Origin of the sequence: Kribbella shirazensis, from assembly GCF_011761605.1 — a bacterium.
In the GTDB taxonomy this organism is placed as follows: domain Bacteria; phylum Actinomycetota; class Actinomycetes; order Propionibacteriales; family Kribbellaceae; genus Kribbella; species Kribbella shirazensis.
Map to the genome: position 1 here is coordinate 4,036,382 of NZ_JAASRO010000001.1, position 21,808 is coordinate 4,058,189.

The 21,808-nt window shown below is 66.8% G+C and carries 21 protein-coding genes; 7 read left to right on the top strand and 14 right to left on the bottom strand.

The genetic code is table 11. The features are described from left to right. Window positions 1–23: 23 nt before the first annotated feature. Window positions 24–560, bottom strand: a complete 537-nt coding sequence (locus tag BJY22_RS19745; protein WP_202891186.1) for an AsnC family transcriptional regulator — start codon at window positions 558–560, stop codon at window positions 24–26. 69 nt (window positions 561–629) lie between these two features. Between BJY22_RS19745 and BJY22_RS19750 the strand changes: the two genes are divergently transcribed. Both BJY22_RS19750 and BJY22_RS19755 read left to right on the top strand, forming a co-directional pair. Then, window positions 630–4,112, top strand: coding sequence for an indolepyruvate ferredoxin oxidoreductase family protein (locus BJY22_RS19750; protein WP_167208851.1), 3,483 nt, complete (start codon window positions 630–632; stop codon window positions 4,110–4,112). A gap of 91 nt (window positions 4,113–4,203) precedes the next feature. After that, window positions 4,204–4,383 carry a hypothetical protein gene (locus tag BJY22_RS19755; RefSeq protein WP_167208852.1) on the top strand — a complete coding sequence of 60 codons (180 nt, stop codon included), beginning with the start codon at window positions 4,204–4,206 and terminating at the stop codon, window positions 4,381–4,383. Window positions 4,384–4,667: 284 nt separating this feature from the next. On the opposite strand, the gene BJY22_RS19760 is transcribed toward BJY22_RS19755, so the two are convergent. From BJY22_RS19760 to BJY22_RS19770, 3 genes are all read right to left on the bottom strand, one after another. Next, window positions 4,668–5,174, bottom strand: a complete 507-nt coding sequence (locus BJY22_RS19760) for a hypothetical protein (protein ID WP_167208854.1) — start codon at window positions 5,172–5,174, stop codon at window positions 4,668–4,670. A gap of 261 nt (window positions 5,175–5,435) precedes the next feature. Next, window positions 5,436–6,038, bottom strand: a complete 603-nt coding sequence (locus BJY22_RS19765) for a L,D-transpeptidase family protein (protein ID WP_337758788.1) — start codon at window positions 6,036–6,038, stop codon at window positions 5,436–5,438. Window positions 6,039–6,287: 249 nt separating this feature from the next. Continuing rightward, window positions 6,288–6,860: a GNAT family N-acetyltransferase gene (locus tag BJY22_RS19770; RefSeq protein WP_167208857.1), complete on the bottom strand. Its 573-nt coding sequence runs from the start codon at window positions 6,858–6,860 to the stop codon at window positions 6,288–6,290. An 18-nt stretch (window positions 6,861–6,878) separates the two neighbouring features. Between BJY22_RS19770 and BJY22_RS19775 the strand changes: the two genes are divergently transcribed. Then, window positions 6,879–9,818 (top strand): AfsR/SARP family transcriptional regulator, encoded by a 2,940-nt coding sequence (locus tag BJY22_RS19775; protein ID WP_167208859.1) that lies wholly within the window; start codon window positions 6,879–6,881, stop codon window positions 9,816–9,818. Between the two features lie 4 nt (window positions 9,819–9,822). On the opposite strand, the gene BJY22_RS19780 is transcribed toward BJY22_RS19775, so the two are convergent. Then, entirely contained in the window at window positions 9,823–10,239 is a 417-nt protein-coding gene (locus BJY22_RS19780) for a hypothetical protein (RefSeq protein ID WP_167208861.1), read from the bottom strand. 220 nt (window positions 10,240–10,459) lie between these two features. On the opposite strand from BJY22_RS19780, the gene BJY22_RS19785 reads away from it, so the two are divergent. Continuing rightward, entirely contained in the window at window positions 10,460–11,347 is an 888-nt protein-coding gene (locus tag BJY22_RS19785; RefSeq protein WP_167208863.1) for a LysR family transcriptional regulator, read from the top strand. 3 nt (window positions 11,348–11,350) lie between these two features. Here BJY22_RS19785 and BJY22_RS42485 read toward each other — a convergent pair whose 3' ends face one another. Further along, entirely contained in the window at window positions 11,351–11,848 is a 498-nt protein-coding gene (locus BJY22_RS42485) for a nuclear transport factor 2 family protein (RefSeq protein ID WP_167208865.1), read from the bottom strand. Further along, window positions 11,845–12,840 (bottom strand): aldo/keto reductase, encoded by a 996-nt coding sequence (locus BJY22_RS19795; protein WP_167208867.1) that lies wholly within the window; start codon window positions 12,838–12,840, stop codon window positions 11,845–11,847. The genes BJY22_RS42485 and BJY22_RS19795 overlap by 4 nt, the downstream gene beginning before the upstream one ends. A gap of 61 nt (window positions 12,841–12,901) precedes the next feature. On the opposite strand from BJY22_RS19795, the gene BJY22_RS19800 reads away from it, so the two are divergent. Continuing rightward, window positions 12,902–13,765: a LysR family transcriptional regulator gene (locus BJY22_RS19800; protein ID WP_167208869.1), complete on the top strand. Its 864-nt coding sequence runs from the start codon at window positions 12,902–12,904 to the stop codon at window positions 13,763–13,765. An 81-nt stretch (window positions 13,766–13,846) separates the two neighbouring features. Here the strand turns inward: BJY22_RS19800 and BJY22_RS19805 are convergent, their stop codons facing one another. The 7 genes from BJY22_RS19805 to BJY22_RS19835 form a co-directional block, all read right to left on the bottom strand. Continuing rightward, window positions 13,847–14,821, bottom strand: coding sequence for an aldo/keto reductase (locus tag BJY22_RS19805; RefSeq protein ID WP_167208871.1), 975 nt, complete (start codon window positions 14,819–14,821; stop codon window positions 13,847–13,849). 379 nt (window positions 14,822–15,200) lie between these two features. Further along, on the bottom strand, window positions 15,201–16,019 hold the full coding sequence (locus BJY22_RS19810) for an aminoglycoside phosphotransferase (protein WP_167208873.1): 819 nt from the start codon (window positions 16,017–16,019) through the stop codon (window positions 15,201–15,203). Continuing rightward, complete coding sequence (locus BJY22_RS19815) at window positions 16,016–16,690, bottom strand: pentapeptide repeat-containing protein (protein WP_167208875.1); 675 nt, start codon at window positions 16,688–16,690, stop codon at window positions 16,016–16,018. The genes BJY22_RS19810 and BJY22_RS19815 overlap by 4 nt, the downstream gene beginning before the upstream one ends. Before the next feature lie 36 nt (window positions 16,691–16,726). Continuing rightward, window positions 16,727–16,909, bottom strand: a complete 183-nt coding sequence (locus BJY22_RS19820; protein WP_167208877.1) for a hypothetical protein — start codon at window positions 16,907–16,909, stop codon at window positions 16,727–16,729. Continuing rightward, on the bottom strand, window positions 16,906–18,066 hold the full coding sequence (gene amcB / locus BJY22_RS19825) for a cyclophane-forming radical SAM peptide maturase AmcB (protein ID WP_167208879.1): 1,161 nt from the start codon (window positions 18,064–18,066) through the stop codon (window positions 16,906–16,908). Before amcB ends, BJY22_RS19820 begins: the two co-directional genes overlap by 4 nt. A gap of 142 nt (window positions 18,067–18,208) precedes the next feature. Continuing rightward, entirely contained in the window at window positions 18,209–18,499 is a 291-nt protein-coding gene (locus BJY22_RS19830; protein WP_167208881.1) for a hypothetical protein, read from the bottom strand. A 53-nt stretch (window positions 18,500–18,552) separates the two neighbouring features. Further along, the gene (locus BJY22_RS19835) at window positions 18,553–18,903 is read right to left on the bottom strand and encodes a CheW domain-containing protein (protein WP_167208882.1); all 351 of its coding nucleotides are present in this window, start codon (window positions 18,901–18,903) and stop codon (window positions 18,553–18,555) included. 354 nt (window positions 18,904–19,257) lie between these two features. Here BJY22_RS19835 and BJY22_RS19840 point away from each other — a divergent pair, with 354 nt between their 5' ends. Beyond that, window positions 19,258–20,643, top strand: a complete 1,386-nt coding sequence (locus tag BJY22_RS19840) for a helix-turn-helix domain-containing protein (RefSeq protein WP_167208884.1) — start codon at window positions 19,258–19,260, stop codon at window positions 20,641–20,643. Beyond that, window positions 20,640–21,530, top strand: coding sequence for a phosphotransferase (locus BJY22_RS19845; RefSeq protein WP_167208886.1), 891 nt, complete (start codon window positions 20,640–20,642; stop codon window positions 21,528–21,530). The genes BJY22_RS19840 and BJY22_RS19845 overlap by 4 nt, the downstream gene beginning before the upstream one ends. The last annotated feature ends 278 nt before the right edge of the window (window positions 21,531–21,808 follow it).

Sequence of the window (21,808 nt, forward strand, 5' to 3'; positions counted from 1 at the left end):
TTGGGGGAGCGGTATGGCGTGGGTCAGCCGCGCCGGGTCCATTGTTCTAGGACGACGAGGGTCTTGGTGCTGGCGATGGCCGGAGCGGAGCGCAGGGAGCTGACGACCCGGCGCAGATCCTCAACACCTTCGACCTGGATCCGGACCAGTGCATCGGGATCACCCGCGAGGGTCAGAACCTCTTCGACCTCTGGGATCTGGGCGACGAACTCCATGATCTGCGCAAGATCGAGGTCGTCGGCGAACTGGAGCTCGGTCATCGCCTCGATGCCGCTCGCGATCCGTCCGTGGTTGATCCTGACCGTGTAGCGCTCGATCACGCCCAGCTTCTCGAGCCGCGCGATGCGCCGCTGCACGGGCGCGACGGTAAGGCCGACAGCGGTCGCGATCTCGCGGAGCGGGCGACGGGCGTTCTCCTTGAGGAGATCGAGGATCGCATGGTCGGTGGGATCGAGTACTGCCTGCTCGGGCACGCAACGAAGTCTACTCCAGACATCGCCTTTGTTGCGCTGACACGGGACGAATCGACAAATGAATTGCGGGTCGTCGCCAAACTCCACGACAACTCTTGTGACCCGGCCCACCAGCCCGCACGCTCGGTGGAACCGCTGCGGACCCCTGGAGAGCCGATGACCCCCATCGCCCCCGCCGAGATCACTGTGGACCGGCCTGTCGCCGCGTCGCCGTACAACCTCGCCGACCGATTCCGGCCGTCCGGGCCGACGACGCTGCTGACCGGTGTCCAGGCCATCGCGCGACTGCTCGTCGAGCATCGCGCACTCGACCGGCGACGCGGACTGCGGACGGCGTCCTTCGTCTCGGGCTACCAGGGGAGTCCGCTCGGTGGGCTGGACCGGCTGCTGGCCGGCATGCAGGATGTCCTCGACGAGAACGACATCCGGTTCGTGCCCGGTCTGAACGAGGAGATCGCTGCGACCTCGGTGTGGGGCAGCCAGATCGAGCTTCCGCTCGGTACCGGCTCCCACGACGGCGTGACCGGCTTCTGGTACGGCAAGGGGCCTGGCGTCGACCGCGCGACCGACGCGCTGCGCCACGCCAACATGTACGGTGTCAATCCGCACGGGGGCGCCGTACTCCTGGTCGGTGACGACCCCGCGTCGAAGTCCTCGACCGTTCCGGCGGTGAGTGAGCGCTCCCTGGCTGCGTTGGGGATCCCGGTCCTCTTCCCGCGCAACGCGGCCGAGATCGTGACGCTCGGTCTGCACGCGGTTGAGATGTCGCGGACGTCGGGCTGCGTCGTCGCGCTGAAGATCGTCGCGGACGTTGCCGACGGCGCCTGGGCCGTCGGTGCCGATGTCAGCGGCGTCACCCCGGTCGTGCCATTGATCGAGTGGGACGGCAAGCCCTACGCCTACGCGCAGCGCCCGATGGTTCTCCGGCCCGACGCCATCGTGCGCGCCGAGGCCGAGCTGGTCGGCCCTCGGACCGAACTCGCGCGGATGTACGCCGTCACGAATTCGCTCGACGTCGTCGACATCGACCCGGCTCACGCCACGGTTGGATTCATTGCCTCGGGCAGCTGTTACGACTCGATGCGCCAGGCCATGAGCGATCTGGGTGTCACCGACGAGGCGCTCGCCCAGGCGGGCGTCCGGGTACTGCGGCTAGGGCTGATGAGCCCGGTTGCCCACGGTACAGTCCGCTCGTTCGCCGAAGGGCTGGACCGGATCGTGGTGGTGGAGGACAAGACGGCGTTCGTCGAGACCCAGATCCGCGAGATCCTCTACGGTACGCCGAACGCACCGCAGATCCTCGGGAAGCGTGACACCGCCGGGCGCATGCTGATCCCGGCCGACGGCGAACTCACCTCGGGCCGGTTGCTCGCGCCGATGCGGCATCTGCTCGGGGACCTGGTCGCAGTCACTCCGCCGCCCGCGAAGCGCATTCCGCTCCCTCTGCTCTCGAGCAGCCGAGCGGCGTACTTCTGCAGCGGTTGCCCGCACAACAAGTCCACCGCCATCCCGGAAGGGTCGATGGCCGGTGGCGGTATTGGCTGCCACGCCATGGTCACCATCTCCGACCGACAGGACAGCGCGGTCACAGGTGTCACCCAGATGGGCGGCGAGGGCGCCCAGTGGATCGGCCAGGCATGGTTCACCGATGCCGGCCACATCTTCCAGAACGTTGGTGACGGCACCTTCTTCCACTCAGGCCAACTGGCAGTCCAGGCCTGTATCGCCGCCGGGGTGAACATTACCTACAAGGTGCTCTACAACGACGTCGTCGCGATGACCGGTGCACAGGACGCCGAGGGCGCGCTCACAGTGCCGCAGTTGACCCACAAACTGCACGTCGAGGGTGTGAAGAAGATCGTGGTCTGCGCCGATGAGCCGGGTCGGTATCGCCGTCGCGATCTTGCCCCAGGCACCTTGTTGTGGAGCCGTGACCGCCTTGATGAAGCCCAGCGGATGCTGCGAGAGGTTTCCGGCGTGACGGTGCTGATCTACGACCAGCACTGTGCCGCGGACGCCCGTCGACAGCGCAAGCGCGGCAGCCTCCCGGCTCGCACTCAGCGCGTCGTCATCAACGAGGCGGTCTGCGAGGGGTGCGGCGACTGTGGTGTGAAGAGCAACTGCCTGTCGGTTCAGCCGGTCGAGACCGAGTACGGACGCAAGACCCGCATCGAGCAGACGTCGTGCAACACCGACTACAGCTGTCTCGACGGCGATTGCCCGTCCTTCGTGACGGTCGAGACGGCGTCGTCCCGCCGTACCCGCAGGACTGCGGCCTTCCCGGCTCCGCCCGCAGTCGCGCCGAGCAGCGCCGAGGAACGAATCACTGCTACTCAGAACGTCTTCATGGCCGGCATCGGCGGCACCGGCATCGTCACCGTCAACCAGGTGCTCGCAACAGCGGCACTCCGGGCGGGGTACGCCGTCGAGTCGCTCGACCAGACCGGATTGAGCCAGAAGGCAGGCCCGGTCACTGGCCATTTACGGTTCGCCGCCGGCGATCTCGAACCGGCCAACCGGTTGACTCCCGGGTCTGCGGACTGCTTCCTCGGCTTCGATCTGCTCACGCTCGCCGAGGACCGAAACCTTGCCTACGGCAACGCGATCTCGACGCGGACGGTCGTCTCCACGAGCCGCACCGCAACCGGAGCAATGGTGTACGACCCGTCGATCCGGCACCCGGAAGAGGCGGGGCTGCTGGAGCGAGTTCGCACTGCCTGCGTGGAACTGTTCGACTTCGACGCGCTGGAGGCAGCGGACCGGATCTTCGGCAACACGATCGCCGCGAACTTCCTGCTCGTCGGCGCGGCGTACCAGACCGGTGCCCTCAGGCTCCCCGCCGCGGCCATCGAGGAAGCCATCACGATCAACGGCACGGCGGTGGCCGCGAACATTGCAGCGTTCACCTGGGGCCGCGTCGCCGTCACCGATCCCGCCGCGTTCCGCCGCGCCGGTACGACGCCCGCACCGACCCGTCCGCGTGAGGCCCCGGCGTCGGTCGCGACCTCTGGTCTCCACGGCGAGATTCTGCGCCTTGTCACCCGCCGCGCAATCGACCTGGTCGACTACCAGAACGTCAAGCTCGCCGACACCTACGTCGACTTCGTCGCGCGCATCGCAGCCGCGGAACAGGCCGTCACCGCCGAGACCCGGTTCAGCGAGGCCGTCGCCCGCAACCTGTTCAAGCTGATGGCGTACAAGGACGAATACGAGGTCGCCCGCCTCCTGACCGACCCGGCCTTCCTGAACTCCACCGACGAGGCCTTCGGCGGCGGAGCGATCTCCTTCAAACTCCACCCACCGGTTCTCCGGGCACTGGGCCGCAAGAAGAAGATCACCTTCGGCCCCCGATCCCACGGCACGCTCCGCACCCTCGCCCGCCTCAAGTCCCTCCGCGGCACCCCTGCCGACCTCTTCGGCTACGCCCACCTCCGCAGACTCGAACGCACTCTCCGCGACCACTACCGCGCCATGGTGACCACCTTGGCCGCCGACCTGGACATCGCCTCCTACGACCGCGCCGTCCAACTTGCCGAACTCCCCGACCTGATCCGCGGTTACGAATCCGTCAAACTCCGCAACATCACCATCTACGCCGAGGCGCTCCGCAACCTCGGCGTCGAACCACCCCTGTCCTGACCCGTACCTGGTTGAGCAGCCCGCAGGCACCTTCTGCGCTGGCACGCAGGTGGCAGCCGCGGCTGCTGTGAGCCCGCGCGCAGCTGCGCCCGTGTTCACGACCGGGCCGGGACATGTCACGGTGATCGACGTCCACACCGGCGAGTTGCTCTCAATCACATCGGCGACGCCGCTGAGTGCTGCTGTCGTCGAGAAGTTTGATGCTCTGCCGGGCGTCAAGACTTACACGGTCGACTTCTACGGACGCGTGATGTCGATCGCCAGAAGCTGATACCCGTCAGCTGCGGGCTCTGGTCTCGAGGAGCTCTGCCGCGAGCAATCCCTGTCCGGGCCACCGGTCAGCTAGGGGCGGGGTCCTCGTCTGGTGCCTGCTCGACCAAGCCATCGAGGAGTTCCTCGCCTCGTGATCCTCGCCTGCCATGAACAGGGATGCCATCCATCCGAACGTGCTGGTCGTGCGCAGCGCGCGGGCCATCGACACCCGACCCTGTCGTCGATCACGCCGAACGCGAGGAAGCCCTGCGCCGCTACAAGCTCATCCGCTGAACTCCCGATTCAGCGATTCTCGTCGACCAGAGGGGCGAGGGCTTTGCGCCATTGTTCGTCGGTCAGTCGGCTGACCAGCCGACCCTCGTCGAAACCCTCGTAGAGGAAGGAAGGGCACTCGGTATCCTTCCCCTGCAGGGTGAACGTGCGCATCGCTCGGCCGGTGCGGAGCTCGTACACGGTGACCTGATAGGTCGCGACGACTATCGGAACCTGCATCGCCGGCGCGTGGTAGCCGCAGGTGGGGCCGGACGGCTCCTCACTGGCCAGCCTGGCACAGGCTACGAGTTGCACGTCGTCGGTGACCGGCCGCTCCGTTATCAAGGGCCATTCGAAATCGAGGACGCCCGCCTCGTTCTCACTGAAGGCGACAACCGGGTGCGGCGCGGCGCCCGTGTACGGCGCGGCGTCGTCGTAGACCTTGCCGGCACAGGCAGGATCGAGATCGTACGACTCGCCAGGCAGCCTGCCCCGGAACCAATCCACCAACCAGACAACCCCGACAACCAGCGCCACGACAACTCCCGCCACGACGACGGACCGGCCTGTGCGTCGCCTCGCCACAGACTCTCCCCTCACAACCTCGCACGGCCTCTGCTGGCCGTTCTCTGCTCCGTCACTGCTCCGTCGGACGCTGACAAGTGTCGGTCATCGATGGGCAACGATGGGCGAGAAACCGCAGGTCAGGGCCCGATTTACACTGAACCGGAGATCAGGCCCGGTGCTGCCCCAGCGAAATCTGGATCCGAATCCTGCAAAGCCCTGCAGGAGCGCGGATTAGTACTTGCCGTAGACCTGGACCTTGGTGCCGATGGGGGTTTCTTGGAAGATGTGGTGGATTTCGGGGCGGGTGACGCGGACGCAGCGGTGGCTGGCGGGGTAGGGCTTGACGAGGGAGTTGACGCGGGAGCCGTGCAGCGCGATGCCGGGGCGGTCCTTCAGAAAGTAGATGGAGTCGTACATGTACGCGTCGTCGTACAGGCTGCTCTCGTGCGCGCCGGCCCACTTGCGCCAGACCTTGCCGGTGCGGTTCGGGGTGTCGTACCCGGGGGCGCCGGTCGAGATCCAGACGATCCGCTTGTAGGACTTCCCGACGATCTGGTACATGATCTGGCAAGTCTTGTTCACGTAGATGCCGGGCTCGCGTGTCGGCGTCGGGCGTTTGGTTGCGTTGAGCACCGAGTACGCGTCGTTCAGGGTCAGGCCGCCCCGGCTCACCGGCAGCCCGTGCGTCTCGCGCCACGCGCACAGCGCCTGCTTGGCGCGGGCGGTGATGTCCCCGTCGACGTCGCCGACCGGGTATCCGAGCTTGTCCAGTTGGCGTTCGACCCGCAGGGCGTAGTACTGCGGCCGCTGCTTCACCTTGGGCTTCGGCTTCACCGTGGGCTTCACAGTCGGCTTGACCGTCGGCGTTGCACTCGGCTCAGCCGTCGGGGGAGTGCTGCTGGAAGGCTGCGTGGGAGACGGTGTCGTTTCGCTCGCGGCCACGTCCGAGCACCCCGCCAGACCGAACGACAGTACGACGGCAGCGGCAGCAAGACCACGTCGACGAGACACGAGTTCCCCTCTCCTCAGCACTTTTCAGCGTCGCAGAAGCACGCCCGGTCGACGTGCAGCGACCCGCCGAGACTATTCCGCGAGAGGTTCCCCGACCGGGTCGAAGCCGGTTCCCGTCACCGAACTGTTGCCGAGTTCCGGTGCTGGATCGTCCCGCAACCGGCTGTACAGGTGCGCGTCCCGGAACTGCCCGGCGCGGAACTCGCTGCCCCGGATCACTCCCTCGAGCCGGAAACCCGCCTTCTCCAACGACTTCTGCTCGGCCAGGTTCTCCGGATGTGTCGCCGCCTGAATCCGGTACACCGGCGTGTGCTCGAACAGGTACGCCGTCAGCATCGCCTGCGCCCGCCACCCGATCCCACGCCCGCGGTACTCCGGCAGCAGCGCGATCCCGATCTCCCAGTACGTCGTCAAATGGTCGAACGACCCGGACCGCCACATCACGAACCCGGCCGTCTCGGCGTTCGCCCGGACGATCAGTCGCGAGTCGTCCTTCCCGAGGAATCCGTCCTCCGCGAATCGCCGTACCGGAGCCTGCGCGTCCCGGAACCCGCCCCAGTCCAGCCCGATCAGCCCCGGCTCCACCGCGAAACGCTGGAACAACCACAGATCATCTTCCGTGACAGGGCTCAGCACGACATCCATGGCTGACAGACTATGCACATGGAGTTCCGCATCCTGGGCCCGCTCGAGATCGTCGTCGACGGACGCACGCTCCCCACGCCGGCTCCGCGGTTGTGCGCGCTCCTCGCGATCCTGCTGCTGCGCCCGCATCGTGTGGTCTCGGTGGACGAGCTGATCGACGGGCTCTGGCCCGACGGCGCGCCCCAGCCGGCGAACCCCACCGCGACCGTCCATACCTATGTACGGCGCCTGCGCGACATCGTCGGCGCCGACGTACTGCAGACCCGCGGCCGCGGCTACCTGCTCGCCGCGGAGCCGACCGATCTCGTTGCCTTCCGCTCCGATCTCGCCGCCGCGGCCGCGGACCCGGCCCAACGGGTCGACCACCTCCGCAGCGCGCTCGAACGATGGCGCGGCGATCCGGTCAGCGTCGAGCCCACCGTCGCCGTCGGCCTCAACGAGGAACGGCTGACCGCGTTCGAGCAGTACTACGATGCGCGCCTCTCCCGCGGTGAGCACGCCGACGTCGTCCCGGACCTCCAGACGATCAGCGCACAAGAGCCGCTGCGCGAACGCCTGACCGCGCTGCTGATGATCGCCCTGTACCGCTGCGGCCGGCAGTCCGAGGCATTGTCGACGTACGACGCCTTCGCCGAGCGGCTCGTCGACGAGTTCGGACTTGATCCGACGGACGACCTCCGCGCCCTTCGCCAGTCGATCCTGACATCGACGCTCGACGCACCCGACAGCGAGTGGCAGCAGCAGAACCAGCTGCCGCTCGACATCCGCAACCTCGTCGGGCGGGCCGAGCTCGTCCGCGAGGTTGTCGATCTGCTGACCACGACCGACGGCGTCCGGATCGTCGCGCTGTCCGGGACGCCTGGCGTCGGCAAGACAGCTCTCGCCGTCCGCGTCGCGCACGAGGTGACCGCGCGATTCCCGGACGGTCAGTGGTTCGTCCGTCTGCGTGGCGCATCGGATCAGCCTCGGCGCGCGGACGACGTACTCGTCGAACTCCTGCGGGCGTCCGGCGTGGAGCCGCAAGCCATGCCCGACGACCGCGATGCCCGTGCCGCGCTGTTCCGCTCCCGCCTGGCAACCCGGCGCGTGCTGCTCGTCCTCGACGACGCCCGCGACGCCGCCCAGGTCCGGCACCTCCTCCCGGGTACGCCGTCCAGCGCGGTCCTGATCACGAGCCGGAACCCGCTGGACGCGCTCGCCGCCCTCGACAGCGGCATCCCGATCCGCGTACCCGCGCTGACCCCGCAGGCCAGCAAGTCGCTCCTCCAGTCGATGCTCGATCGCTCCACCGACGAAGAAGTGGAGGACCTTGCCGAGTTGTGCGGGGGTCTACCGCTCGCCCTCCGGATCGCGGGCGCGGTCGGGGCGCGCGGCTCGGTCGCGCATTTCGTCGACCGGATGCGTCGCCGGGGCGCGCTCGCGTCGCTGACCATCGACGACGACACCGCGGTCAGCTCGGCGTTCCGGACGTCGTACGACCTCCTTGACCCGGAGGTCCAGCGCGGGTTCCGGTTGCTGTCGCTGTTCCCGGGGCAGGAGTTCGCACCCGGCGCGGCGGAGGCGCTCATCGGACCGTCGTACGACGAGGTCCTCGACCGCCTCGAGGCCGCGAGCCTGCTGCAACCTGTCGGGCGTGGGCGATATCTCATGCACGACCTCGTCAAGGAGTACGCCGCTCAGCTCGCCGAGCCGGATCTCGACGCCTGGATTTCCTTGTGTCATTGGTATGTAGGCACCGCGGACGCCGCGATGACGGCTCTCGAACCCACAGGGGTCCGCGTTCCGCTACCGTCGTACGGCGAGCGCGCCGTCGCCGATCCGGAAGCGTGGCTGAGCGCGGAGCTCGGCAACGTCGAGGCTGTTGCGCAGCGCGCACTGGAGGTCGGTACCGGCGATGTCGCGTGGCAGCTTACCGACGCTCTTCGGCTGTACCTTGCCAAGAACAGCCTGCTCAGCGTTTGGCGTGCGCTGATCCAGCACGGTGAGGCCGGCGCTCGGGCGTCCGGTGACCTGCTCGGCCGTGGCGCGATGCTGCACGCACGCGGAGCCCTGGCCCGGACCGGGGGTTCCGGGGACGAAGCGATCGAGTGTTTCGAGCAGGCCGTGGAGCTTTATCGCGCGGGCGGTTTCACGCTTGGCGAGGGGGCGTTGCTGTGCAACTTGGCTGTCAGCCATAACGCCCAGGGTCAGCTTCGGAGGGCTGCGGAGCTGTTCGGCCGCGGGTTGGCGGTCTTCCGCGATTGTGGGGAGTTCGAGCGGATGCCGCGCGGTCTGAACGCGCAGGCGATGAACCACCTGCATCTCGGGGAGTTCCGCGAGGCGGTGACCTGCGCTACCGAGTCGTTGCGTCTCTCCAGCGGGGTCGACCAACTCGTTGCCCTGATCAATCGTGCCGGTGCTTATAAGGACACCGGTCAACTGGACCTTGCGATGGCTGACCTGAAAGCCGCCGAGCCGCTGGTGGACAACCGCCTCGACCGCGCTCAGTGGGGCCTGGCACTGGCTGACGTGCAGAACCGCAGTGGCGATCACGAGGCAGCACGCGCGACCGCGAACGACGTACTGGAGATCAGTCGCGAGATCGGCAGCACGTACGAAACCTGCGTCGCGTTGCAGGCGCTCGCCGAGTCCTACCTGTACGCCGGTGACGTGGCGACCGGCCGGACCTACCTGGAGGAGGTGGAACCGCTCGCGATGAAGTCCGGCTACACAACGGTGCTGACCGAGGTCCGCTGCCACCTGGCCTACTGCAACTTCCTGGACGGCCAAGTCGACCTGGCCCACTCCCAGGCGACCGCTGTCCTCGCCGAATGCGAGGTCATCGACTACGGCATCGGACAGCAGCGAGCCCACAGCCTGCTGGCACGCTGCTGTACCGCGCTCGATCGCGCAGACGAAGCGGCCGCCCATCAAGGGGCGGCCGACACCTTCTGCGAACGGTCGGGCTACGTGCCCTAGGCGGTCACAGCCCCAGGTCGCGGAGGAACTCCGGCTTGTAGGCCTGGAGTACGACGTACCGCGGGTCCGGAACCTCCATGTCCGCGTTCTTTGCCGCGTCCCCGGCCGCGTCGTGCGGCCCGACCGGGACACTCGGGTCGGTCCATTCCTGCTCGGAAGGGTTCCAGCGGGTGATCGTGTACTTCGCCTCGAGGTGGTCGTCCCCGACGAGATCCTTGGCGGTCCGCTCCGCCTCCTGAGCGTCCTCGAGCGTGTGCGTGTACAGCAGCATCCGGTTCCCGTCCCGAGTCACCGTCACCTGACTCCCGAGCCGCTTCTGCGCGTCGTCATCCAGATCCAACGCCCGCAACCGCTCCCAGAACGTCAACCCGTGCTCGTCGTTCCCAAGCACAACCTCAACCCGAAACTCCTCATCCGCCATGAACCACACCCTACCGACCGCAGGAGGCGCGGGTCCGCAGCACGGGGCAGGGCGGACCGCCAGGCCATCACAATCGCGCCGCCGGCGTCGCTCGCCGCCTGGACGGTGCGGCTTCGGGGCGATTGTGATGGGCCGGCGGTCGCCTGCGGCGGGGGCGGGGGGCGGGGCAACATGCGGCACCGCAGAATCACGCTGGTTCGATCGACTAGAGTTCTTAGTTATGGAGCTGAGGCATTTGGAGCACTTCGTGGCGGTGGCCGAGCAGAAGCACTTCACGCGGGCCGCCGAGGCGATGTCGATCTCGCAGTCCGGGTTGTCCGCCTCGATCCGCGCGCTCGAACGGGAGCTGCGGGCCTCCCTGTTCGTGCGCAACACCCGCAGCGTGGAGCTCACCGAGGCGGGGCGGGCCCTGCTGTGCGAGGGACGCCGTACGCTGGCCGCCGCCGAGGCCGCGAAGGACGCGGTCGCCGCGGTGCAGGGGCTGCTGCGCGGTCACCTGACGGTCGGGCTGGAGCAGTGCCTCGGGGTGGTCGACGTACCGGCGCTGCTCGCCAAGTTCCGCTCCGCGTATCCAGGGGTGGAGATCGAGGTCCGGCAGGGCGGCTCCACGCCGATGCTCGACGAACTCGCCTCCGGCCGCCTCGACGTCGCGTTCGTCGCGACCGCCGGCGACCCGGTCGACGGGCTCGATCTGCGCCCGCTGTCCCGCGAGTCGATGGTGCTCGTCTGCGCCCCCGACCACCGCCTCGCGAAGGCGTCCGGCGTGACGCTGGACGACCTGGCGGGGGAGTCGTTCGTCGACTTCGACCCGACCTGGGGCGCCCGTGCGATCTCCGACCGCGCGTTCGCCACGGCCGGTGTCGCGCATCCGGTGACGATCGAGGTGAACGACGTACACACCCTCCTGGCGCTCGTCGCACACAACCTCGGCGTGGCCCTCGTCCCCGAGCGCATCGCCGCCAAACGCGGCGACCACGCCACCGTCACCCTCGCCCCCGGCACCGCCTCCCACTGGCAGGTCTCGGTAGCAGTCCCCACCGGCCCGGCTGCCTCCCTGGCCGCCGACGCCCTGCTCGGCATGCTCCCGACGACGGCGGGTCACGCCTGACCGTCATGCGTATTGCAGGTCCGCCGAGCTGATCTGGTTACCTGCGACGGTGAAGTCGTAGTGGGCGAGCCAGCCGTTCGACCCCGCCGGTGCCCAGCGGACCAGGAGCTTCTGTCCGTCGGGGCGGCGTTCGACGATCCGTACGACGTGCAGGCTGCCGCCGATCACCTCGTTGCGGGCCCACGTCCGGATCGCGTCCCGGCCGGCGATCGTCCGCGACACGTCGACGATCCGTCCGTCCGGGCGGAACGCGTTCACCAGCCCGTCGAGGTCCTGCCGGTTGACGGCGTCGACGTACGTCCGCACTGCCACGAGCACGTCCCGCGGCGTCGTCGTACCCGCACTGCTCGAACTCTCGGGCCCGCTCGACGCGCTGGGCCCGCTCGATTCGCTCGACCGGACTGCCTCGTCCGGCGTGGCGGAAGGTCCACTGCCGCAGCCGCCGACCGTGAGTACGACTGCCGCGGACACCCACGACAGGATCGCGCGAGCAGCGATCACCGGTCGTCCCGGAGCAGGGTCGCGCCGACGGGTGCGATTCGGGCGAGTACGGCGTCGATGCGCTCGAGCGTGTCCGGATGCAACGTGATGTCCGCGGCCGCCAGGTTCTCGACGATGTGCGCCGGCGTACGACTGCCGGGAATCGGCACCACCGCCTGGTCCTGGTGCAACAACCACGCCAGCGCCAGCTGACTCCGGGTGATCCCGAGATCCGCCGCGAGCGCCTGCAGTGCGTCGTACGACGCGTTGTTCGCCTTCAGGCTCTCGGCGTCGAACCGCGGCGCGTTGTTCCGGAAGTCGTCCTCGCCCAGCGCCTGCACAGTCCCCGTCAGGAACCCCGCGCCGAGCGGACTCCACGGTACGACGCCGACGCCGAGCTCCCGTGCCGCCTCGAGCAGTTCGGGATCGATCGGCCGCCACATCGACCACTCGGTCTGGACGGCAGCGATCGGATGTACGGCGTACGCGCGCCGCAGCTCGTCCGGTGTCACGTTCGACAACCCGAGCTGTCGTACCTTGCCGTCGGCAACCAGTTCGGCCATCGCGCCGACGGTGTCCTCGATCGGCACCTGGGGATCCGGGAAGTGCAGGTAGTAGAGGTCGATCACGTCGGTGCCGAGATTGCGCAAGCTGGCCTCGGCGTACCCGCGAACGTACTTCGGCTCCGCGTTGACCAGCAGCTGCTCGAACGCGAACCCGACCTCGATCGGATGCGGTTGCGCACCGTCGTCGAGCCGCAGACCGAACTTCGTCGCGACCGTCACCTCGTCGCGCCGCCCGCGGATCGCCCGCCCGACGAGCTTCTCGTTGTGCGCGTCGTCGCCGTACCCGTCACTGGTGTCGATGAACGTCCCGCCCGCATCGATCGCCGCGGTCAGCGCCGCGAGCCCGCGCTCGTCGTCGATCGCGCCGTACATGCCGGGGGAGAGGACCATCGCGCCGAACCCGATCGCCGGTACGTCGAGCCCGCCGAGATTCCTTGTCTTCGTCATGCGCCCAGCATCGACGCGGTGCCTGCCGCCGCACCAAGACCTGTTGCTATAACCATTGGTTATGGATGCGCACCTGCGGGAACTCCGGTACTTCGTCGCGGCCGCCGAGGAATCGACCGTGACGGCCGCGGCGGCACGCCTGTTCGTCTCACAGCCGGCGCTCTCGAAGCAGCTCCGTGCGCTCGAACGGCGCCTCGGGTTCGACCTGTTCGACCGCGGGCCGCGCGGTCTGGCGCTGACCTCGCAGGGGAGCGCCTTGCTGCCGGTGGCGCGGGAGGTGCTTGCGCTGTGGGACCGCGGGTACGCCGAAGCGCGGGCAGCGGCCCACCCGCATCAGTTGGTCGTCGGCATGCAGACCGCTGTCGGTCGCGATCTCCAACGACCTGCCGTCGAGCGCTTCCGTGCCCGATTCCCGAGTTGGACAGTCTCGCTGCGCCTGGTCGGCTGGGACGATCCCACCGCCGGCCTGGCCGACGGGACCAGCGACGTCGCGTTCGTCTGGCTCCCGACCGCCGCCGACCTAGCGACCCGGGTCCTGATCAGCGAACCTCGCTGGGTGGCGCTACCCACCGCCCACCCGCTGGCCGACCGTGCCGAGATTCCCTTCGAGCTCCTGCTCGACGAGCCCTTCGTAGCTCTCCCATCCGCCGCGGGCCCACTCCGCGACTTCTGGCTGGCCGTCGCCGACCGCCCGCGCCCACCCGTCATAGCCGCCGAGGCAACAGCCGCCGACGAGGTCCTCGAACTGGTCACCGCAGGCGTCGGCATCGCCCTCCTGGCCGAGGGCAACACAGACCTCTACCAACGCCCCGGCCTAACCTGCCGCCCCGTCCCCAACCTCCCACCCGCCCAACTAGCGGTCGCCTGCCGCCCCGACGAACCCCGAAAAGAGGTCCACCACTTCATCACCTGTGTCCAGCCCTGACGACCGCCTCAGGTGGCTCGCCGCGACGGTGGTGCCCGCCTGGGTGGCGCCGGCCCGCCGTACGACGGGCCGGCGACCTACCTACCAGGCGTAGTCTTCCGGGGCGGTCTTGTAGCCCGGGAAGATCTCGTCGAGGCGGGTGAGGGTCTTCTCGTCGAGCTTGATCTCGACCGCGCGTACGGCAGACTCGAGTTGCTCCATCGTCCGCGGGCCGACGATCGGACCGGTCACCGCTGGCTGGTGCAGGAGCCACGCGAGCGCGAGTTCACCCGGTTCGTGCCCGAGCTCGTCCGCGAACGCCTCGTACTGCTCGATCTGCGGCCGCAACTTGTCGAGCGTCTCCTTCGCGCGGCCCTCGAGCCGACGTACGCCCTCGTTCTCCTTGCGGATCACGCCACCCAGCAGCCCACCGTGCAGCGGCGACCACGGGATCACGCCCAGCCCGTACGCCTGCGCCGCCGGCAGCAGCTCACGCTCGACGTCACGCTGGATCAGGTTGTACAGCGACTGCTCGCTCACGAGACCCGCGTAGTTCCGCCGCGCGGCGGCCTCCTGAGCCTGCGCGATGTGCCATCCCGCGAAGTTGCTCGACCCGGCGTACAGCACCTTGCCCTGCTGTACGGCGACCTCCATCGCCTGCCAGATCTCTTCCCACGGGGTGTTCCGGTCGATGTGATGGAACTGGTACAGATCCACGTAGTCCGTCTGCAGCCGCTTCAGACTCGCGTCGAGCGCGCGACGGATGTTCAGCGCGGACAGGCGGCTCGTGTTCGGCCAGTCCTGCCCCATGTCGCCGTACACCTTGGTCGCCAGCACCGTCTTCTCGCGGTTCTTCGCATCCTTGGCGAACCACTCGCCGATGATCTCCTCGGTCCGCCCCGGGTAGATCGACCGCCCGTACCCGTTCGCCGTATCGAAGAAGTTGATCCCCACGTCATGCGCCCGCTCCATGATCGCGTGCGCATCCCCCACCTCGGTGTGAGGCCCGAAGTTCATCGTCCCCAAAACGATCCGACTGACGTTCAGTCCCGTACGCCCAAGCTGAGTAAATTCCATACCCCCACCCTCCCGCGCCCCCGCTCAGACTTCCAACAGAAGAATCTGCACAGTCCTATGACCGCACGTTCTGAGTCTGCGGGTAATAGTCCCCACGCGGTGCTACGCGCGGCTCCTCCGTCGCCGTGCTCCGCGCCGCTCCCACCCGCCCCCGGCTTAGCGCCGGATGTTGCCGGCTGCCGCCGGCGCTCTGCGGCTGCCGCCGCACCGACTGCCTCGTACTGGTGCCAGCACGTGTGCTCGAGCGGACCTGCTGGTGGCGCCTAGGGATCCGCGGCGCGCCGGTCGCGCTCGCCTGGCCGGAATCCGCCGCACCGTCAGGCACGTCGCGCGAGCGTCCGCCGTCGGAATCACCGTACGCCAATGGCCTGCTCGGGCTTCAAAGGAATTTCAGGATCGCTGTCGAATGATCGCGGACAGGTCGAGCCAGCTCAGTCAGTTCGCCGCCGTCTGCGAAGCGAAGTAGTCGTGTGGCGGCGGCAAGCGTAGCGACATGCCCTGCCCGAGTGTCAAGGAACTCTGAGAGTGCTCGGCTGATCCTCCGCGCGAGATCTGGATACGCCAGGCTTGTGCAGACGAGGGTCGCGGCGTCGTAGCCTGCGGGTGCTTTACCCCAGGTCTCCCAGTCGAGGATCGCAAGCGTGGGAGCGGTGAGGTTGCCCCAATGGAGGTCGCAGTGTGCGGTTGTCCAGGGCACGGAAGCGACGTCGACGTCGACACCGAAGAAAGCCCTGATTCCGTCGTTCACGTGGTCAGCGTCGACGCCCTGAGCCGGCACGGGATGCGCGGCGAGTGCATGCAGTGCTCGGTTGAGGTCGGACAGCCACTGATCGGAGATGTCGACCTGGAGGGCGGGGGTCATCCCGGTGGAGATCGTTGTGGAGGCCACAAAGGTGCTGACCTCGCCGCGCAACCTTCGCCCGTTGTCCTCCCATTCTCGCCACCGTTTGACAGTGGGCTTGGGTACGTCGTGGATCGTGTTGGCGGCGAGGTTCTGGCCGAGGTACTCGCCGTCACCCCACTCCGGGTCGGCGTACACGACCCGCAGCCACGCGTCCTCACCGGCATCGATGACGCGGCAACCGACCGAGTGCAACCTCCCCGTATGCACCGGCAGACCGACTCTCTCGACACCAAACTCCTGGGCTGCCCACTCCAGATGAGCCTCCATCCAGGCGCGGCGCGTCCCGGCACTCACCGGTCGGCCTCGTCGACATATCGCAGATCAAGTTCGGACACGAGGGCCTCCGCGAGCTCCTGCCGTTGGGTGGGATCGATCAGGATGCCATCCAGGTTCCTGGCGCCGCGGACGGTGGACAGGTCGTTGCCGCGGCAGTCGAAATCTGTGTAGGAGCCGCCATCGAACTCGACCGCTTCGAGAGTGCAGTTGGACATATGCCCACCAACAAGGTTCGACCTCCGGAATGTCACCTCCTTGAAACGGGTGCCGACGAAGACAGCGGATGCGCTCGCATGGATCGTCTCGAAGGTCGCGTACTCGACCCGACAGTTGTCGAAGACGACATTGCTCCACTTGTTGTCGACGAAGTTCGCGCCGAGCAGCTTGCAGTTGCGGAACACCACCCGAGACAGAACGCAGTCGATCCAATCGCTGGACATGAGCACGCACCGATCGATCACAACTGATTGGAGAGTCACCTGGCTGAAGGTCAGGCGCTCAGCCTCGATCCGCCTCAGCCTGCCCCCGGACAGCGTCGTGTCTGCCGCTATCAAATGGCGGACAGACGTGTCGGCGTACAGGAAGTCGGCCAGGGACTCGGCACCGTCCAATTCGTCGACCGCAGTCAGTTCGTCGTCCTCGACTGAAGGCTTGAGGATCTTCGCTCGTCCGTACTGTTCGATCTCCATCGGCACCCGTTCAGGACAAAAGTGACAAGGATCAACCTAGCGGTTCCGGAAGTAGACGGTCTTCTTCTTGAATGGCTTCGGCTTCTGAGCCCAGTTGTCCCAGCTCGACTTGTTGTTCCACCCGACCACTGCAGGTGGAAGAACTTCCTGGCGTCGGGCCTCGATCATGTCTGCGACGTCAGGGGAGTCGGTGGTTGCCAACTGCTCAAGGATCGTCATTCTGCGGTGCTCCTTTCGGAATTGATGTCATGCAGTGCAAGCACTACTGCTTGCACCGAAGTTCGGCAGTGCTCGGTTTCAGTGGCGACGAAGGTGCCGTGCTCGAAGTATCTGTTTCCGGCATGAGCGCCTTGGCAGTGAGCGAAGAACTCGCAGGCTGCCCTGCAACGCTCGATGCCGACGCGGAACTCCTGCACATAACTGAGCCCCGCCGCGCGGTTGATGATTGCCAGGAGCGGATCAGCGAGAACATTGCCGGCTACGAAGTCGTGGTAGCGCTCGCTGCGCGCGCCCAGCAACTCCGGCGACAACAGCACCGTGTCGCCGTTCCAGCCGATGGTGGGAATCGGGTCGTGCAACACGCCCGCCGCCCGGGCTGACGGAGCCAAAGCCAGGTACTCGAGCAAGTGCTCGACCTCTCGCACCTTCATGCCAGGGTTTGCCTCGCTCCAGAGGAAGGCGTCGCGCCAGAAGTGGCGTGCCTGGTCGATCGTGGGTGTGCCGTGGTGGAGGTTCGTCCCTTCCTTCTCCTCCATGTTGATGCCTACGTACGGACAGCCCAACGCTGCGAGGAAGTCCAGGATCTCGGACGCTCGTCCGGCGTTCGCTTGGTCGACGACCGCGATGACTGTGAAGTGGATGTCTCGCCCTTGCAGCATGGAGAGTCCTGCAACGATTCGGTCGAAGGCTGGCTGGCCGCGCCAGTCAACGCGATTTCCAGTCATTTCGGGCGGACCGTCGACACTCACTCCGACCGACACGTCGTACTCGTCGAAGAGGTCACACCACTCGTCACTGATCAACGTCGCGTTGGTCTGGATCACGTGCAAGATCCGGCCGGCACGCCGCAACCGTTCAAAGGGCGCCAGCAGTTCGCGCATCGCCCTGACCCCGATGGTCAACGGCTCGCCGCCGTGCCAGACGATCTCAAGCACGCCGTCAGATGGCCATGCGTCAGGGATGCCGTCCGCGATCGCTTGGGCGACCGCCGGCGACATATCTCGCTTCAGCTTCCGTGCCGGCAGGTAGCAATACGAACAATCGAGGTTGCACAGCGACGTCGGCTGCAGGATCAGCGCTGCCGGTTCAGTGGCCAGCCACGGTAGTGCAGTCTCTGACCTTGGCGGGTCGTACCCGAGTTGTTGTACGGCGGACATTGGCCTACTCCGATCTCCTCTGTGGGCAGAGGCCACGCCCGCCCAGCGTGCAGGGCACCGAGCAGGCTGTGGTTTGGGGGTGGAACGGCGGAACGGACGCGGAGTGCAGGGGACTGGAGGAGAACGAGGAGTCGTCCCCCTCTCAGCACGTCCGCTCCGCCGGCTCGTAGGCGATCAGCACCTGATGACCGCTGTGGAGGAGGTACTCGCGGATCTGCAGTGGGTTGCCGAGCATCCACAGGTGGTGCAGGGTCGGTACGACGAGGGGCGCTCCGTGGGACTCCATGAGCGCGCTGAGGAGGCCACGGACGGTGTCGAGGGCTACGTGGGTATGGATGTATGCCCTCTCGAGTCGATAGCCGCATTCGCCAGCACGGTCGATCAGCCTTTGATGCGTCGCCAGAAGCTCGTCGAGATCCCGGATGTGCTGCATTGAGATGAGACCGATTGCTGGCGTTTCTGACACCTCACAGACCCTTTCGCCGGTCAGTGCCCGAGCACGATCTTGATGCCGTTCGACTCGAGACGCTCGACAACGGCTGAGGCGTCGCCCGCGACCTCGAAGTGGTGGATGTCGGGTGCGATGATCATTCGCTGCTCGTTACGCATCACGGCGGCGAGCAGATCGTGGAACGCTTCCGGCGCGGTCTCGATGTCCTCGACATGGATCGCGATCAGTTGCACGCTGAGTCGTCGTGCAGAGTCGACGATCAGATGCCGCGCCCTGGCCAGCTCTGCGTCGCTCATGAGGAAGTGCTTCCGCAGGTAGCCGTACGCCTTCACGATGTGGTCCTGTCCGCCGTGGTCGGCGGTGGCATCTGCCGTGATCGCCGTCATCGCAGTGCGAGCCTCCTTAGCACGGGCTCGGTGCAGACCCGAACCTGGAGCCGAGGCGCGTGGCTACTGTCATTCATTTCCGCCGCCAAGATCGCGTAGCAGGTCGGTCAGCATCAGGATCGTCAGGACTGCCGCGATGCATGACACGACGAGTAGTGCTGGTGTCATTGGTCGGCCTCCTCACTCTTCGGAGTCGTCGGTATCGACTTCACGCTGTGTATTCAGACGATGACCCTCGCGCCTACCGCGCCACTACGGGCCGTGCTCATCTACGGCACCTATCGGCAGCGCCGATAGACTCATCGAATGAGCGCGCGTTAACGTCGCAGAGCCACCTAGCGACGAGGAGTGACCATGACGGCATCGCAGCCGCCGCTCGACTCCGCCTGGTGGGATCGCCCGGAGTTGCGCTCGGTGCTGGCGACTCGTGATGTCGCCGGCATCTTTCGCTGGCTGCAGCGGCACGGCTGGAGCCAGACCCAAATCGGGGCGCGCACGTACCAGTCACAAGGCGAAGTGTCCGAGATCCTCAAGGGCCGCCAGGTCAAGGCGTACGACGTCCTGGAACGCATCGCCGACGCGTTGGAGATCCCGCGTGGCCTGATGGGTCTGGCCTACAGCACCACATCGCAACCCGCCGCCGATGAGTGTCGAGTGCTGACGATCGATGATCGGAGAAACTTCGCCGGGGCGGTCGCGAGTGTCGCGTTCGGCTCGGTGAACGACGAGGCCAAGAAATGGCTACCGGAGTTCGCAGGCAGCGTGGGCACAGTGCCTGCTGTCATCACTGAATCCGACGTGCAGCAGGTTGTGTCGATCACGGTCGAGCTGCGAAAGCTGGACCAGCGCTACGGCGGCGGGGCAGCTGTCGATGCGTCGCTGGGGTTCTACGGGTATGCCCGTCGAATGATCCACTCGGCCGCAGATGCTGGAACGCACAGAGACCTGAAGGTCTCACTGGCGGACTTCAGCAGCATGCTCGGCTGGTCGTTCCACGACATCGGCGATCAATCCTCGGCCAGGCGCTATCTGATGAACGCACTGGTCCTTGCGAAGGACGCCGACGAGCCTTCGCTGGCCTCCTCGATTCTTTATCGTCTCGGGCGAGTGAGCATGCAGGAAGCACAACCGGCCGAGGCGCTGAGGATGCTGCAACTCGGACAACTGGCTGCGCAGGACGCAGGCGATCCCGCGGAGGTCGCTCGGCTCCACGCCAACGAAGCACTCGCCTACGCAATGCTCGGAAAGCACGATCACGTGCAGGACGCCCTTGCTCGTGCGGAGCACGAAATGGGTCGCGCCGATCGGAGCCGTGTCTCGCCGTGGACGACTCTCTACTTCACACCTGGCGACTACACCGGGCATCAGGCACTGGTCTACAACTCGCTCGCCGGCTACACCAAGGACCGACGTCAGAGCCGGGAATACGCTGTACGCGCGGTGGCCTTGGCGCACCAGGCACTGCAGGAATCGGGACCAGACAGATCAAGGCGCAGCAAGACCTTCGATCGCATCATCCTCTCGACGAACCTCCTGCGAACGAACGAGATCGACACTGGCATCGAGGTTGCCCATCAAGTGATCAGTGAGACCCAGACCCTGCGCAGCGGACGCGGCATCGGGCGTTTGGCCGAGATCGCCACCGCGGCAGCCGACCTACCAGACAACGCCGACACGAAGGAACTCGTGCAGCAACTCGGAACTGTCCGCAAGACCGCCCTGAAGGCGCTCACCGCATGACCAATGTGACACCAGAGCTCGACCAGAAGCTCAAGCACGCGCTGAAGGGCATTTGCCAGGAAGCGGGGCTTGTCGCCGACGAGGCGGAACTCATCAAGTACACGAACAACGCTGTCTTCCGCCTGCCCAGCCAAGGCGTCGTGGTTCGGTTCGGTGCCGGCGACCTCGCGAGCCAGCGCGCCAATCACGTCGCCAACATCGCAGCCTGGTTGGCGGCGAACGATGCACCAGCCGCCAGACTCGCACCGGGGCCCACTCAGCCGGTCCTGTTCGAGAACTACTCGGCAACCATCTGGCAACTCCTCGAGGCAGGCAACCCCTCCTGGACTGGAGCCGACCTAGCTCAACCGATCCTTGGCTGGCACAAACTCACCCCGCTACCCGGCCTCAAACACTGGGACCCCTTCAGTAGCGCCCGCAGCCGGCTCGCCCTGGCCGACGGCCTTCCAGCAGACGATCACGCCTGGCTCACCGCGCAATGGTTGGACATCGAGGCGGAGTACCGAGCCATACTCCCGGAGTTGCAAGTCGGCCTCCTCCACGGCGACGCTTACATCGGCAACCTGCTCAAGGAACCCACAGGCCGCTTCGTCCTCTGCGACTTCGACGGAACGAGCATCGGCCCAATTGCCTACGACCTCGTCGTCGCGGCAGTCAGTGCACTCCGCTTCGGCGCCGAACAAGACTACGAGGCCCTGGCAGCAACGTACGGCCTGGACGTCACCACCCTCTCGTCCTGGCCGGTCCTGCGCAGAATCCGCGAGCTCGTCCTGGTCACGAGCGTCATCACCGACCTCCGCAACCGCCCGGAAATCGCGAAAATCCACGCCCACCGCCTATCCACCCTCAGATCCGGCGCCAACGAACTCTGGCACCGCTACAAGTAGGGCGGCGGTCTGATCACGGACGGAGCGTGTGTTGCTGGAGCGCATCGGGGTGCCGTACATCGCCGTGGACCTGGGCACGCCGACAGGTTCGCCTTGCCGGCGAGGGAACCGGGGCCTCCGAGCCACCCAGAGATGACGCGGAGCGAGCCGACTGACTCTCGTCGCCCCGAAGCGGGAATGGTCTTTCAGACTGCGGCCGAGGCATTCCATCGGCGAGGACTTGGCTCGGCCTGTGGCGGATACGGCTGTGCTCGTCGTACTTGGACAGCCAGCATCCC